17 protein-coding genes are annotated in these 14,517 nt (G+C 60.9%); 14 read left to right on the forward strand and 3 right to left on the reverse strand.

The genetic code is table 11. The annotated features are described in order from the left end of the window. The first annotated feature begins 11 nt into the window (after positions 1-11). The 4 genes from AC3ITY_RS07850 to AC3ITY_RS07865 all read left to right on the forward strand — a co-directional run bounded on the left by AC3ITY_RS07850 (position 12) and on the right by AC3ITY_RS07865 (position 2,717). On the forward strand, positions 12-950 hold the full coding sequence (locus AC3ITY_RS07850; protein ID WP_489308347.1) for a CheW domain-containing protein: 939 nt from the start codon (positions 12-14) through the stop codon (positions 948-950). Between the two features lie 76 nt (positions 951-1,026). Further along, positions 1,027-1,512, forward strand: a complete 486-nt coding sequence (locus AC3ITY_RS07855) for a chemotaxis protein CheW (protein ID WP_007980742.1) — start codon at positions 1,027-1,029, stop codon at positions 1,510-1,512. After that, the gene (locus AC3ITY_RS07860; protein ID WP_489308348.1) at positions 1,513-1,905 is read left to right on the forward strand and encodes a DUF2802 domain-containing protein; all 393 of its coding nucleotides are present in this window, start codon (positions 1,513-1,515) and stop codon (positions 1,903-1,905) included. A gap of 311 nt (positions 1,906-2,216) precedes the next feature. Next, entirely contained in the window at positions 2,217-2,717 is a 501-nt protein-coding gene (locus AC3ITY_RS07865) for a DUF6622 family protein (RefSeq protein WP_150724485.1), read from the forward strand. Between the two features lie 63 nt (positions 2,718-2,780). On the opposite strand, the gene AC3ITY_RS07870 is transcribed toward AC3ITY_RS07865, so the two are convergent. Together AC3ITY_RS07870 and fliK are read right to left on the reverse strand one after the other, a co-directional pair. Continuing rightward, the gene (locus tag AC3ITY_RS07870; RefSeq protein ID WP_489308349.1) at positions 2,781-3,110 is read right to left on the reverse strand and encodes an EscU/YscU/HrcU family type III secretion system export apparatus switch protein; all 330 of its coding nucleotides are present in this window, start codon (positions 3,108-3,110) and stop codon (positions 2,781-2,783) included. Beyond that, a complete protein-coding gene (gene fliK / locus AC3ITY_RS07875; protein WP_489308350.1) occupies positions 3,107-4,681 on the reverse strand; it encodes a flagellar hook-length control protein FliK in 1,575 nt (524 codons plus the stop codon). Before fliK ends, AC3ITY_RS07870 begins: the two co-directional genes overlap by 4 nt. A 199-nt stretch (positions 4,682-4,880) precedes the next feature. Between fliK and ccmA the strand changes: the two genes are divergently transcribed. From ccmA to AC3ITY_RS07925, 10 genes are all read left to right on the forward strand, one after another. Continuing rightward, entirely contained in the window at positions 4,881-5,516 is a 636-nt protein-coding gene (ccmA, locus tag AC3ITY_RS07880) for a cytochrome c biogenesis heme-transporting ATPase CcmA (protein ID WP_223533564.1), read from the forward strand. Next, entirely contained in the window at positions 5,513-6,181 is a 669-nt protein-coding gene (gene ccmB, locus AC3ITY_RS07885) for a heme exporter protein CcmB (RefSeq protein ID WP_007980754.1), read from the forward strand. Before ccmA ends, ccmB begins: the two co-directional genes overlap by 4 nt. A 92-nt stretch (positions 6,182-6,273) precedes the next feature. After that, positions 6,274-7,029 carry a heme ABC transporter permease gene (locus AC3ITY_RS07890; RefSeq protein WP_046037680.1) on the forward strand — a complete coding sequence of 252 codons (756 nt, stop codon included), beginning with the start codon at positions 6,274-6,276 and terminating at the stop codon, positions 7,027-7,029. Continuing rightward, positions 7,026-7,202, forward strand: coding sequence for a heme exporter protein CcmD (gene ccmD, locus AC3ITY_RS07895; RefSeq protein ID WP_007983322.1), 177 nt, complete (start codon positions 7,026-7,028; stop codon positions 7,200-7,202). Before AC3ITY_RS07890 ends, ccmD begins: the two co-directional genes overlap by 4 nt. Further along, entirely contained in the window at positions 7,199-7,654 is a 456-nt protein-coding gene (ccmE, locus tag AC3ITY_RS07900; RefSeq protein ID WP_046037679.1) for a cytochrome c maturation protein CcmE, read from the forward strand. The genes ccmD and ccmE overlap by 4 nt, the downstream gene beginning before the upstream one ends. Positions 7,655-7,657: 3 nt before the next feature. Further along, positions 7,658-9,646: a heme lyase CcmF/NrfE family subunit gene (locus tag AC3ITY_RS07905; protein ID WP_489308351.1), complete on the forward strand. Its 1,989-nt coding sequence runs from the start codon at positions 7,658-7,660 to the stop codon at positions 9,644-9,646. Beyond that, positions 9,643-10,179: a DsbE family thiol:disulfide interchange protein gene (locus AC3ITY_RS07910; RefSeq protein ID WP_489308352.1), complete on the forward strand. Its 537-nt coding sequence runs from the start codon at positions 9,643-9,645 to the stop codon at positions 10,177-10,179. The genes AC3ITY_RS07905 and AC3ITY_RS07910 overlap by 4 nt, the downstream gene beginning before the upstream one ends. Then, positions 10,176-10,649 carry a cytochrome c-type biogenesis protein gene (locus AC3ITY_RS07915; protein WP_223460005.1) on the forward strand — a complete coding sequence of 158 codons (474 nt, stop codon included), beginning with the start codon at positions 10,176-10,178 and terminating at the stop codon, positions 10,647-10,649. The genes AC3ITY_RS07910 and AC3ITY_RS07915 overlap by 4 nt, the downstream gene beginning before the upstream one ends. Further along, positions 10,642-11,844 carry a c-type cytochrome biogenesis protein CcmI gene (gene ccmI, locus AC3ITY_RS07920; RefSeq protein ID WP_489308353.1) on the forward strand — a complete coding sequence of 401 codons (1,203 nt, stop codon included), beginning with the start codon at positions 10,642-10,644 and terminating at the stop codon, positions 11,842-11,844. The genes AC3ITY_RS07915 and ccmI overlap by 8 nt, the downstream gene beginning before the upstream one ends. 15 nt (positions 11,845-11,859) lie before the next feature. After that, complete coding sequence (locus tag AC3ITY_RS07925) at positions 11,860-12,267, forward strand: hypothetical protein (protein WP_489308354.1); 408 nt, start codon at positions 11,860-11,862, stop codon at positions 12,265-12,267. An 867-nt stretch (positions 12,268-13,134) separates the two neighbouring features. Here the strand turns inward: AC3ITY_RS07925 and AC3ITY_RS07930 are convergent. Further along, the gene (locus AC3ITY_RS07930; RefSeq protein ID WP_489308355.1) at positions 13,135-14,439 is read right to left on the reverse strand and encodes an IS4 family transposase; all 1,305 of its coding nucleotides are present in this window, start codon (positions 14,437-14,439) and stop codon (positions 13,135-13,137) included. Between the last annotated feature and the right edge of the window lie 78 nt (positions 14,440-14,517).

Raw genomic sequence — 14,517 nt, forward strand, 5'->3', positions numbered from 1 at the left:
GGTGTGTGCGCATGAACCGCCCATTGAAGACCACCTCGCGCCCGCAATTGGCCTTGCAGTCCTACCTGGACAGCCTGCTGCAGGAAGTGACTGAAGAGTTGACGCTGCCCGTAGAGGCAGTGGCCGAGGAGATCGCCGTCGAAACCGTGCTGGACGAGTTCCAGGCTGCCGTGCTCGAAGAGCAGACCCGGGATGCGCAGAAAACCGCGCCTATGGTTTCGCCAGTAGCACCGGTGGCCAAGGCGCCGGTTGCTGTGGTCGAAGCGCCGGAACCCGTTCTGGCACCGGTATCGACCCTTGCGCCGCTGTTGCAAACCCTGAGCGCGCCAGTCATTGAAAAGCCTGTGGCGCTAGAGACTCCGGTCATCGAGGAGCCTCAGACGCTGGTGCCTCCCGTCGTCGAAGTGCATCTGCCACCGAGCAACACGCCGCCTCCGGTTGAGTCCGACGGTCGTCCGTCCTGGGCTGCCGAACCCTTCGAATGCCTGCTGTTCGATGTCGCCGGTTTGACCCTGGCGGTGCCGCTGGTATGCCTGGGCTCGATTTATTCCCTGGCCGGTCACGAGCTGACGCCGTTGTTCGGCCAGCCGGAATGGTTCCTGGGGATCCTGCCGAGCCAGGCCGGCAACCTCAAGGTGCTCGATACCGCGCGTTGGGTCATGCCCGACCGTTACCGCGACGATTTCAAGCAGGGCCTGCAATACGTGATTTCGGTGCAGGGCTACGAGTGGGGGCTGGCGGTGCATCAGGTCAGCCGTTCGTTGCGCCTGGACCCGAATGAAATCAAATGGAGAAGTCACCGAGGCCAGCGGCCATGGCTCGCCGGCACGGTGATTGAACACATGTGCGCCTTGCTCGATGTCGCCTCGTTGGCCGAGTTGATCGCCAGCGGCGGAGCCAAGCACATGTCTGGCGGCAAGCCGGGCCACAAACCGACATCAGTCAAATAAACAAAACAGGCGACGTCACTCTGATGATGTTGCACGGAACACACACCGCCAGGGCGGTTTCTTGAGGGGTCAGGGTATGAATGACAAGGCAACGGCGGCAAAAGGTTCCGAAGATCCGATCCTGCAATGGGTCACCTTCAAGCTGGACAACGAGACCTACGGCATCAACGTGATGCGCGTCCAGGAAGTCCTGCGTTACACCGAAATCGCCCCGGTCCCGGGTGCCCCGAGCTACGTGCTGGGCATCATCAACCTGCGCGGCAACGTCGTCACCGTGATCGACACCCGCCAGCGCTTCGGCCTGATGAATGCCGAGATCAGCGACAACACCCGTATCGTCATCATCGAAGCCGACAAGCAGGTTGTCGGGATCATGGTCGACAGCGTGGCCGAAGTGGTTTACCTGCGTCAGTCGGAAATCGAAACCGCGCCGAACGTGGGTAACGAAGAGTCCGCCAAGTTCATTCAAGGCGTGTGCAACAAGAACAACGAATTGCTCATCCTGGTCGAGCTCGACAAGATGATGAGCGAAGAAGAATGGTCGGAACTGGAGAGTATCTGATTGATTCTCGAGGTTGCGGTCATTGTCCTGTTCCTGTTTTGGGCAGGCACGCTGGCGATGTTCCTGGCGTACATTCGCGGTCAAAAACAGATCGCCGCGCAACAGGCCAAGGGAGATGCGCAGCGTGATCAGCGCATCAAGGACCTGGCCAAGCGCGTCGACGACTACCAGAACGGCAATGTGCGCATGGGCGAAGACCTGCACGAGCTGCGGGCGATCGTTGCGCCGTTGCCGGACAAACTCACCCAGCTGGAACAGCGTGATCCTTCAAGCCTGTCGTTTGCTCAGGCGGCGCGACTGGTCGGAATGGGCGCCAGCGTCAACGAACTGACCCAGTCCTGCGGCTTGACCCAGGCTGAGGCGGAGCTGATGAGTAAGCTTCACAAGAACTGAGTGTTGCTATCCGGCTGAAATCGCTTTCGTCGGAACGCCGCCCGGAGCAAGCCCGCTCCCACACTGGATCAATGTCGTACACAAAATTTGTGTTCACAGAAGACCAAATGTGGGAGCGGGCTTGCTCGCGAAGGCGTCCTTGAATGCGCAGCAATCTTCCCCGCGATCCGACTCATTCCTCTCTATCCTCAGACAGGGATTACGCTGTCGTAGTCTCCTGCCTATAGCATTCTCAGATCCCACCGTCTTGTGATCGCAACCAGCGATCAGTAGTTTGATCTGCTCAAACATACACAGTGCCAGGAAGGCTTATGATCGACATTTTGCGTGGTACACCGCTGTGGGTTTATGCGGTGTTTTTTATTCTGAGTTACTACGGCGTCATCGCCTGTTTCAGGAGCCACGTATCGAAAAGGTCATTGCAGATATCACCCGTGATATTCGTGGCTTTGTCCCTCGCATCGCTCAATCCCTCCCAGGAAATTGCAATCCAGCTTTCAGTCTATGCATTGGGATTGCTGGCGGGGTGGTTGCTGGCACTGCGTTTTTTCTCGTACAACAATGTGCAGTGCGAGGGGCAACATCTGGTTCTACCCGGTACGATCAAGGTACTGATTGTGTATTGGGGCTTTTTTGCCTGGCGTTATTACGAAGGTTACCAGGCGGCCATGTACCCGGAACTGGCCAATGAAATGTCGGCGGTTGCAGGGGCGGCGCTGGGGGCAGGGCTCATCAATGGTTTGATTGTTGGTCGCAGTTTCAAGCTATTGCGTTTCGTAGGAGCTGGCTTGCCAGCGAAGGCGGCTAAATGATCGGTGCAATATTCAAGTTCGCATTCGCCGGCAAACCGGCTCCTACATAACGGGTTCGTAAGCTCAATAATCATCCCCGCGCTCGGTGATGTCCTTCTCGACCATCAGCGTATCCGGATCCTGCCCCGCCGGAAACTTCCCCTTCAAACTCCATGCAAACGCAATGATCTCGGCAATCGTCAGATAGAGTTCCTGCGGAATGCTGTCCCCCAGCTCCATCCTCGCCAGCAGCCTCACCAGTTCGGCGTTTTCGTAGATCGGCACTTCGCAGTCGCGGGCAATCCGCAGGATTTCTTCCGCCAGCGCTTCGTCGCCCTTGGCGGTGAGGGTGGGGGCGTGGGTGCCGTCGTATTTGAGGGCGATGGCCTGGCGTGGGGCGTTGGGGTTTTTCATGCGGTTTCGTCGACCCAGCGTTGTTCGAGGCGAGTTTGCGGGCCTTGGGGTGGTGTGCCGAGGTGGCAATCGAGGTCGCCGACGTTCAGGCCGGCGGACAGCAAGCGGTCACGCAGCCCGCTCAGGTTACTTTCGATCAGGCTCGCGGTGTAAGGCCGCTCGGCCCAGAGCTGGCTGGAGAGGCTGCCCTTGATCAGTTGTGCCTGGATTTGCAGCGGCCCCAAAGGCTCCATGGCGAAGGCCAGTTCCACACGCCACAGCTGTTGCTTGGGTTCGCGTTCTTCGCGACGCTCCTTCGGCTGTTCTTTTTCGGGGGAGTCTTCGCGCTGGAATTTGACCTGCAAAGGCACGATGTCCTGCATATTGCGCATCGGGATTTCCAGCTGCCAGGTGCTCATCAGCCGTCCGTCGGCGGTTAGGCCGGTTTGCTCCAGACTCGACAGTTGATGGCTTTGCAGGCGTGAAACCGCGGCGGCGGCCAGGCGCAGCAGGTGTTCGAGGTCGTTTTCACCGTCGGCGCTTTGCAACAAGCGCTCGGGCAGCGGGAAACCGCTCGGCGACGGCTTGGCACTGACCTGACCGAGCATGCCCAAGGCATTGCGGACAAAGTTCGGCATGGCCTGGACCAGGGTGTTGGCGGCGATGATCGCGCCGAGGCTGGTGTTGGCCGGCAAGCCCTGACTCAACTGCGCAACCAGTTTCAGCAGGTCGCCTTTCATGTCCGGCGCGAGCGTCGGGTTTTGCCCGGTCAGCAGTTTGCTTTCGAGAAACACACCGCTGCTGGCCAGGGCCTGGGCCAGGCCCTTGGGGGTGCTCAACTGTTGAACGTCCGGCAGGCCGGCGAGCAACCGGGCAGCGGCGCTGCGCAATTCAACGGATGTCTGGTCCGAGGGCGCAAGGTTCTGCAGGAGCTTGAGCAAGCCGTCCAGCGATCCCTGGCGGCTTTGCTGGTCGACCAGTTGCCGGGTCACCGCCAGTTGTTCCTGTCGACTGCTCAGGGGCACGAATTTCACGGTATGGGCGTCTTGCACCTGCGCGCTCAATAAGGTGCCGATGCGCAAGGGCTGTGGGCTGTCGATGCTCAGGGTGCTGCCGCTCAGTGCGGTGTTGAGCAGGCCCACCATCGAGCGAAACACCATGGGCTGGCCGGGCACCTGGGGCAGCACTTGCGAGGTCAGCACTTTGCCCTGCAGCAGGGTGCCAATGGGCAGTTGCGCGGTGTCGAGGCGGGTGAGGGTGGCGACATTGGAGGCAATGGCCTGTTGCACCGTCACGGCCAGGATGCCGGCCGAGGGCTGGGTGACGACCAGCGTGGTGCCCTGGGCCAGCGGTTGATTACTGGTAGTCTGGACCGTGGTCTGGCGGCCGCTGTCGAGGGTGACCTTGAGCAGCATCTGGAAAGTCTGATCCGCCTGCTTGAGCGACAGTACTTCGGCCTGGGCGGTTTGACCGACGCTGATCAACCCCTCCACCGGCGTCAGCAACTTGAGCAACTCACCACTGACCACCGGCGGGCGCGAAGTCGCCGGGAGGGTTTGCGGTAGCGGGAGGATGTTCATTTCGCCTGTCATACGCGGTCACAACCTGAGGAAAATGCACTCTTTAGAGTAAGGTCTGGCATGTATAATGCCGCGCCGTTGTATCCAAAAATGGCGAAAACTTTGCAATTGTTTGACGCAGCTCTCTAGAACAAGACGTCATTGCATCTATGCTGCATCTCTTTAACGGCCGCGCCAGTGCCGACTTGAACCGTATAAGGCCCGTGAACCCTTGACCAGTCCTGTCCTGCAAACCGTTGCCCTTGCCTGTGAGCGAGACCTTCGGCTGCTCTTCGAAAATCTCGATTTGCGACTGGCCAGTGGCGAAATGGTACAAATCAGCGGCCCCAACGGCAGCGGCAAGACCAGCCTGTTGCGCCTGCTCTCGGGGCTGATGCAGCCGACCGCCGGTCAGGTGCTGCTCAACGGCCAGCCACTGAACGAACAACGCGGTGAGCTGGCGCGCAACCTGCTGTGGATCGGCCACGCGGCCGGGATCAAGGACTTGCTGACGCCGGAAGAGAACCTGAGCTGGTTGTGCGCCTTGCATCATCCGGCGACCCATGAGGCGATCTGGCAGGCGCTGGACGCGGTCGGGCTGCGAGGATTCGAGGATGTGCCTTGCCACACCCTGTCTGCCGGTCAACAGCGTCGCGTCGCTCTGGCGCGTCTGTATCTGGACAGCCCGCCGCTGTGGATCCTCGATGAACCCTTTACCGCCCTCGACAAGCAGGGCGTGGCACAGCTTGAATCTCATCTGGCCGGCCACTGCGAACGCGGCGGCATGGTGGTGTTGACCACTCATCACACGCTGAGCCGGATGCCGGCCGGTTATCGCGACATCGATCTGGGGAGCTGGGCCGTATGAGTGTTTTCGGCCTGCTGGTCGCCCGCGAGGCTCGTCTGCTGTTCCGCCGCCCGGCGGAACTGGCCAATCCGCTGGTGTTCTTCGCGATCGTCGTTTCCCTGTTCCCGTTGGCCGTCGGTCCTGAGTCTCAATTGTTGCAAACCTTGTCTCCGGGGCTGGTCTGGGTCGCGGCACTTTTATCGGTCCTGCTCTCGCTGGACGGGCTTTTCCGCAGTGATTTCGAGGATGGATCGCTCGAACAGTGGGTCCTTTCGCCGCACCCCCTGGCTCTTCTGGTTTTGGCCAAGGTGCTGGCACACTGGGCTTTTTCCGGCCTGGCACTGGTTTTGCTCGCGCCTTTGCTGGCGCTGATGCTCGGTTTACCTGCCGCCTGTCTGCCAGTGTTGCTGCTTTCGTTGCTGCTCGGTACACCGGTACTGAGCCTGCTCGGTGCGGTGGGCGCGGCGCTGACGGTGGGTTTGAAGCGTGGCGGCCTTTTGCTGGCGCTACTGATACTGCCGTTGTACATCCCGGTGTTGATCCTTGGCAGTGGCGCCTTGCAGGCGGCCTTGCAGGGGATGCCGGCGACCGGTTATCTGTTGTGGCTTGGTAGCCTGACCGCCCTGGCGATAACCCTGACACCTTTTGCAATAGCTGCTGGCCTGAAGATCAGCGTCGGCGAATAATAATGAGGCCTGGTTAAAAATTAACCACTCTTTTTGAAAAAAAGCAGGCCCTGGCTCTTCATAGTAAAGAGCAACCGTGACGGAAACAGAGTATGAACTGGACGTGGTTTCACAAGCTTGGCTCGCCCAAATGGTTTTACGGCATCAGCGGCAAACTGCTGCCCTGGCTGAGCGTCGCGGCGTTGCTGTTGATCAGCGTTGGCGTGGTCTGGGGCCTGGCCTTCGCGCCGCCGGACTACCAGCAGGGCAACAGCTTTCGCATCATCTATATCCACGTCCCGGCCGCCATGCTGGCCCAGTCCATCTACGTGATGCTGGCCGTGTGCGGCATCGTCGGCCTTGTGTGGAAGATGAAACTGGCCGACGTCGCCCTGCAATGCGCGGCGCCCATCGGTGCCTGGATGACCGCCGTGGCGCTGGTCACCGGGGCGATCTGGGGCAAGCCGACCTGGGGCTCGTGGTGGGTCTGGGATGCACGCCTTACGTCCATGCTTATCCTGCTTTTCCTGTACTTCGGTCTCATTGCGCTGGGCAACGCGATCAGCAATCGTGACAGCGCGGCCAAGGCCTGTGCGGTGCTGGCGATCGTCGGGGTGATCAACATCCCGATCATCAAATACTCGGTGGAATGGTGGAACACCCTGCACCAGGGCGCGACCTTCACCCTCACCGAGAAACCGGCGATGCCCGCCGAGATGTGGCTGCCACTGCTGCTGACGGCATTGGGTTTCTACTGTTTCTTCGGCGCCGTCCTGCTGCTGCGCATGCGTCTTGAAGTGCTCAAGCGCGAAGCCCGGGCCAGTTGGGTCAAAGCCGAAGTGGAAAACAGCCTGGAGGTCGCTCGATGAGTTTTGCTTCATTCGGCGACTTCATCGCCATGGGCCATCATGGCCTGTATGTCTGGTCGGCCTATGGCATCTGCCTGACGGTATTGGCCCTCAACGTGGCGGCGCCGATCCTGGCCCGCAAGCGGTATCTGCAACAAGAGGCGCGTCGTTTGCGCCGGGAGAACGGCAAGTGAATCCGCTGCGCAAAAAGCGTCTTATCATTATTCTCGCGATCCTGGTCGGGGTCGGCGCTGCCGTCGGCCTGGCCCTGAGCGCCCTGCAGCAGAACATCAACCTGTTTTACACACCGACGCAGATCGCCAACGGTGAAGCCCCACAAGACACGCGCATTCGCGCCGGCGGCATGGTCGAGAAGGGCTCGCTGGAGCGTTCCAGTGATTCCCTGGACGTGAAGTTCGTCGTCACCGACTTCAACAAATCCGTGACCATCACTTATCGCGGCATCCTGCCGGACCTGTTCCGCGAAGGGCAGGGCATCGTCGCCCTGGGCAAGCTCAATGCCGATGGCGTGGTGGTGGCCGATGAAGTGCTGGCCAAGCACGATGAGAAGTACATGCCGCCGGAAGTGACCAAGGCGTTGAAAGACAGCGGTCAATCGGCTCCAACGCCCGCGAAGGAGGGTTGATCCATGACGTCCGGCATCTTTATTCCCGAGTTGGGTCATCTGGCGATGATCCTGGCCCTGTGCTTTGCCCTGGCCCAGGCCGTGGTGCCTCTGTTCGGTGCCTGGCGCGGTGACCGCCTGTGGATGAGCCTGGCCCAGCCGGCCGCCTGGGGGCAATTCACCTTTCTGGTGTTTGCCTTCGGTTGCCTGACCTACGCCTTCATGGTCGATGACTTCTCCGTGGCCTATGTGGCCAACAACTCCAACAGCGCGTTGCCGTGGTACTACAAATTCAGCGCCGTGTGGGGTGCCCACGAAGGTTCCCTGCTGTTGTGGGCCTTGATCCTCGGCGGCTGGACCTTTGCGGTATCGGTGTTTTCCCGGCAGTTGCCGCAGGTCATGCTGGCCCGCGTGCTGGCAGTGATGGGCATGATCAGCACCGGTTTCCTGCTGTTCCTGATCATGACCTCCAACCCGTTCAAGCGGATCCTGCCGCAAGTGCCCAGCGACGGTGCCGACCTCAACCCCTTGCTGCAAGACATCGGCCTGATCGTTCACCCGCCGATGCTGTACATGGGTTACGTCGGTTTCTCGGTGGCCTTCGCCTTCGCCATCGCCGCGCTGATGGGCGGTCGCCTGGATGCCGCGTGGGCGCGCTGGTCGCGTCCGTGGACCATCGTGGCCTGGGCCTTCCTCGGTATTGGTATCACCCTCGGTTCGTGGTGGGCGTACTACGAACTCGGCTGGGGCGGCTGGTGGTTCTGGGACCCGGTGGAAAACGCCTCGTTCATGCCATGGCTGGTGGGCACCGCACTGATTCACTCGTTGGCGGTCACGGAAAAACGTGGCGTGTTCAAGAGCTGGACCGTGTTGCTGGCCATCGCTGCGTTTTCGCTGAGCCTGCTGGGCACCTTCCTCGTGCGTTCCGGCGTGCTGACCTCGGTGCACGCCTTTGCCTCCGATCCGGAGCGCGGGGTGTTCATCCTGATTTTCCTGCTGTTCGTGGTCGGTGGTTCGCTGACCCTGTTCGCCCTGCGCGCGCCGGTAGTCAAGAGCCAGGTGGGCTTCAACCTCTGGTCCCGGGAAACCCTGCTGCTGGGCAACAACCTGGTACTGGTGGTGGCCGCGTCGATGATCCTGCTCGGCACCCTGTATCCGCTGATTCTGGACGCCATGACCGGGGCCAAGCTGTCCGTCGGCCCGCCGTACTTCAACGCGCTGTTCATTCCGTTGATGGCATTGCTGATGGTGGTGATGGCGGTCGGCGTGATCGTGCGCTGGAAAGACACCCCGGTGAAATGGCTGGTGAGCATGCTCACCCCGGTCCTGCTCGGCAGCGCCGCGCTGGCGGTAGTGGCCGGCGTCGCCTACGGCGATTTCAACTGGGCGGTGCTCGCGACCTTTATGCTCGCGGCCTGGGTGTTGCTGGCCGGCGTGCGTGACATCTTCGACAAGACCCGGCACAAGGGCCTGATCAAAGGCCTGCCAACCCTGACCCGCAGCTACTGGGGCATGCAGGTCGCGCACCTGGGCATCGCCGTGTGTGCGCTGGGTGTCGTGTTGTCCAGCCAGAACAGTGCCGAGCGCGACTTGCGCCTGGCGCCGGGCGAATCCATGGACCTGGGTGGTTATCAGTTCGTCTTCGAAGGCGCCAAGCATTTCGAAGGCCCGAACTTCACCTCCGACAAGGGCACCGTCCGGGTGATCAAGGGCGGCAAGGAAGTCAGTGTGCTGCACCCGGAAAAACGCCTGTACACCGTGCAGAACTCGGTAATGACCGAAGCGGGCATCGACGCCGGTTTCACCCGCGACCTCTATGTCGCCCTCGGTGAACCCTTGGGTAACGGTGCCTGGGCTGTGCGCGTGCACGTCAAACCATTCGTGCGCTGGATCTGGTTCGGCGGTTTGCTGACCGGCTTCGGCGGGTTGCTGGCGGCGCTGGATCGGCGTTATCGGGTCAAGGTCAAAAGCCGCGTGCGTGAAGCACTGGGCATGTCGGGAGCCACTGCATGAAGCGTTGGTTGATGTTGTTGCCACTGGCGATTTTTCTGGTGGTTGCTGTATTCCTTTATCGTGGGTTGTACCTGGATCCGGCCGAGCTGCCCTCGGCCATGATCAACAAGCCGTTCCCGGAGTTTTCCCTGCCGACGGTGCAGGGTGACAAGACCCTGACCCGCGCTGACATTCTGGGCAAGCCGGCGCTGGTCAACGTCTGGGGCACCTGGTGCATTTCCTGCCGGGTCGAGCATCCGGTGCTGAACAAGCTGGCCCAGCAAGGCGTGGTGATCTACGGCATCAACTACAAGGACACCAACGCCGATGCCTTGAAGTGGCTGACGGACTTCCACAACCCGTATGTGCTGGACATTCGTGACGACCAAGGCTCGCTGGGCCTGAACCTCGGCGTGTACGGTGCGCCGGAAACCTTCTTCATCGACGCCAAGGGCATCATCCGTGACAAGTTCGTCGGGGTGATCGACGAGCAGGTCTGGCGCGAAAAACTGGCGGCCAAGTACCAGGCGCTGGTCGACGAGGCCAAGCCATGAAGCGCTGGATCGCTGCCGTTGTCCTGGGCTTGAGCCTGGCGGGCGTGGCCCACGCGGCCATCGACACCTACGAGTTCGCCAAGGAAGGTGATCGCGAGCGTTTCCGCGAGTTGACCAAAGAGCTGCGTTGCCCCAAGTGCCAGAATCAGGACATCGCCGATTCCAACGCACCGATTGCCGCCGACCTGCGCAAAGAGATTTTCCGCATGCTCGGTGAGGGCAAGGACAACCAGCAGATCATCGACTTCATGGTCGATCGCTACGGTGATTTCGTCCGCTACAAGCCAGCGCTGAACGCCAAGACCGCCTTGCTCTGGTTCGGCCCCGCCGGCCTGCTGCTGGGCGGTGTCGTGATCATCGCGGTGATCGTCCGCCGTCGTCGTGTGCAACGCGCCGGCACCCCGGACTCGCTTTCTGCCGAGGAGCGCTCGCGCCTCGACCACCTGTTGGATAAAACCAAGAATGATTGATTTCTGGCTCGCTGCAGGTCTGCTGCTTCTGGTTGCCCTGAGTTTTCTGTTGATCCCGGTGCTGCGCAGCCGTCGCGCCCAGCGTGAAGAGGATCGTACCGCCCTGAACGTCGCGCTTTATCAGGAACGCGTGGCCGAGTTGCAGACTCAGCAGGAAGAGGGCGTGCTCGATGCGGCGCAAATGGACGCCGGTCGTGCCGAAGCTGCCCGTGAACTGCTGGCGGACACCGAAGGTGCTGAAGCGCCGCGGGTATCGCGCCTGGGCAAACCCTTGCCGTTGCTGGCGGCCATTCTGGTACCGGTGCTGGGCCTGGGCCTGTATCTGCATTTCGGTGCCAGCGACAAGGTTGAACTGACCCGCGAGTTCTCCCAGGCCCCCCAGTCGATGGAAGAGATGACCCAGCGCCTGGAACGTGCGGTCGCCGCTCAGCCGGATTCCGCTGAAGGCATGTACTTCCTCGGTCGTACCTACATGGCTCAGGATCGCCCGGCGGACGCGGCGAAGATGTTCGAACGTACCGTGAAGCTGGCCGGTCGCCAGCCCGAGTTGCTCGGTCAATGGGCCCAGGCCCAGTACTTCGCCGATGGCAAGAAGTGGTCGGACAAGGTCCAGGCCCTGACCGACGAAGCGCTCAAGGCCGATCCGAAAGAAGTCACCAGCCTTGGTCTGCTTGGCATTGCTGCGTTTGAAAGCGAGCGTTATCAGGACGCCATCGATTACTGGAATCGCCTGTTGGCGCAGTTGCCGCCGCAAGACAAGTCCCGCGAGGCGCTGCAAGGCGGGATTACCCGGGCCACGGAGAAGCTGGTGGCCAGTGGCGGCAAGGTTGCGCAAGCACCGGCGGCCAAGACCGCGGCGTTGCTCAAGGTCAGCGTCGATCTGGCAGCGGACCTCAAATCCAAGGTCCAGCCTGGCGACAGCGTGTTCATCTTCGCCCGTGCGATCTCCGGTCCTCCAGCCCCGCTGGCGGTCAAGCGCATGACTGTGGCCGACCTGCCGGTGACTGTCGAACTGGGTGATGCCGACGCAATGATGCCGCAATTGAAACTGTCGAACTTCCCTGAAGTCCAACTGGTTGCGCGCATTTCCCGTGCCGGCAAACCGACCGCCGGCGAATGGATCGGTCGCAGCCAGCCAATGGCCAGCAGCACCACCGCGCCGCAAACACTGACTATCGACAGCCCGGATAAATAACAGGAAAACGCAATCATGACCGCATTCGCTCGTATCACCCTGCTCAGCGTCGTTATGGGGTTAAGCGCTTGTGCGGTCCAGCAACCAACGGAACATCAGGCACCACCACCGTTCCCGCCGTCGCAGCCCAGTCCCACGCCTTCGACGTCGCCTGTACCGAGCAAGCCGACCATTCCGGTGAAACCCTCCAAGCCGTTGCCACGCACCTCTGCGAGCTTCGCGCCACCACCTGGGGGGAATAGCCATTGGGATCCGAAGCTGGGGGTTTATGTGCTGGATGATCAGCCCAATACCTTTTATCGCCAGCGTACCTATTACCGCTGGGATAACGGTTGGAGCCGGTCGATCGGTCCGAACGGGCCGTGGGAGGAGACGGATATCCACGGTGTGCCGGGTGGCCTGGGGCGGCAATTCGGGCAGTAACGCAAAGAGGCGACCTTCGGGTTGCCTTTTTTGTGCCTGCTGAAATGTGATTGCCGGGGCATTGCTGAACCCTGTGGGAGCGAGCCTGCTCGCGAAGGCGGCCTGATAGCCGGCCTGTCTTTTGTTGACTGTGTACATATCTGTTTTTTGGTAACGGCGGCTTATGGTTTCGCCCTGACGGCGACTCACTTTTTTTACAAGCGCCTAAAAAAAGTAAGCAAAAAAACGCTCGCCCCGAACGTACGGCCCCTCGCCAAGGCTCGGGGTTCCTTCGCTCCGGCATTCATCCGGGGGCATCGCCTCCGGTCGGCTTCGCTCGACCTCCTCTCGATGTGTTCGGCTTCGCCGAACGGCGCTGCGCGCCCACCCCCGGATGAACGCCTCCACTCAGCCTGCCGAGGGGGCGGGTGGATCAAGATCAAGAGCTGCAGGCGAGCTAACGCTCGGCCTGATGAGTGGTGAAGAGCGTGGGTGTACGCCGATCTGCCTTTGCTCTTCTGTGGGAGCGGCGGTGCGGCGATCCGACCTGCTTGCGATGGCGGCCTACCGGCCGACCAAGAGCATCACAGACGAACGAAACCCGCGAACAGGCCGGCCGGTAGGCCGCCTCGCTTTTGCTTTGGCTTTTGATCTTCTTGCCCCCTCGTGAGGCCGAGTGGAGGTTCTGCGCAGTGGGCAACCCGGCATGGATGCCGGGTTAGCCGCCGGCCATGGATGGCCGATGGCGGCGGGCCCACGGAGCAGGACCGGAACAAGGGTATGCCGAGCCTTGGCGAGGCACCGAACGTCAGGGGCAAGAGCCCTTGGTTACTTGGGGCCGGGCGGCGTTCCGCTTTTCCAAGTAACCCGCCATAAGGGCCAGCCCTTTCAAGGTGTTTTCCCTTTATGGGCCTTAAGCACCCGATCCGTCGACACATGAGCGTGCGCAGCTTTGCCGTCCAGCCACTCCTTGGGTTTGGCGATTTTGGGACCACGTATGCTTTTGGCCACTTGCTTGGGCTTGATATTCCTGGCGAGCGCCAACAGTCGCGTTGCCAGCGTTTCTAAGGTCGTTTGAAGTGTCAGGTAATCTGAGGGCAGTGCGATCTGCATGCCCTCGTATCCGCTACGCACTTGTACCGTCAGGTGGAAGATCGAAGCTTCCCAGCCTTCGGGCAATGTCTCGCGATGAGCCTGTTCCACGCTGCGCTTGAGCACTGCCAGGACGTTGTAGGCCAGGATCGCCGAGGCAAAACCCAGCAACGCCGCCCGCGGAGCGCCAAGGCTTTCGATTTCACTGTCCAGCACCGATTCCAGGCGCTGGAACATCCCTTCGATACTCCAGCGACGACGGTATAACTCGGCGATCTGCCCGGCGCTGACGGTGTCTGGCAAGTTGCTCCAGAACCACATCACAGTGTCGCCTGAGTCAGTAGGTGTCTGTAGGTTCAGTTCAACTCGACGCCAGCGGTGACCACCTTTGAGTTCGATGATTTGCTCGCGCACCGTTCCGGATTCGATGGCCACAGATTCTTGCCAGCCGCCTTCCTCAATCAACCGTGGATGTTTGCTTTGCTGGCGAATAATGAACGAAGCCCCCGCTTCCTCGCAGGCTTGCATGACGGGCAGCGTGCAGTACAGCCGATCGGCCATCCATAGCTGGCCCTTAGTGGCGTGGGCCAACAGCGGCAGCACGCTGACGCGCTCACTGGCGTAGGCATCCTCGCATGGCTGCAAGTCGACGATCTGATCGAGGTCCGGGTCGTAGACCACTACTGAAAACCCTGGTCGCGCCGCACCTCGCTCACGCCGCAAAGCCCCCAAGCGTTTTTCAGTAGAAGGCAGGTGGTTGCCGTCGACAATGCGCAGCTGCCAGCCGGGCAAAATGGCTGAGCAGCCCAACTCTTTTATCGTCGGAGCCAGGCGCTCGGCGCTTCCTGTAACCAACGCCCGCAGCAACGCGGGCTCTGTGCGGCTGACCTTGTCATAGAGCGCCGCCAACGTAACCGGCAGCCCCTCCATTTGCCGGGCAGCGGCATGCAAAGAAGGGCGCAAACCCAATGAAACAAGGGACATCAGCTCAACGATGGTCGAAAACAAAAGCTCACGCGGGTACTGGCGTTGACGGTGTTCTTCAAACACCTGATCAACCCATTCGGCAGGAACAGCCTGCTCCAGTATCAATTTCGTCATGACACTGGCCGGTGTCTTTTTTTCAAACCGCGCTAGAACTTCTGCCCACATCGTTTTCGTCACCCTGACTGGTTTTTA

The sequence above is a fragment of the Pseudomonas sp. GL_091 genome (genome assembly GCF_057837725.1).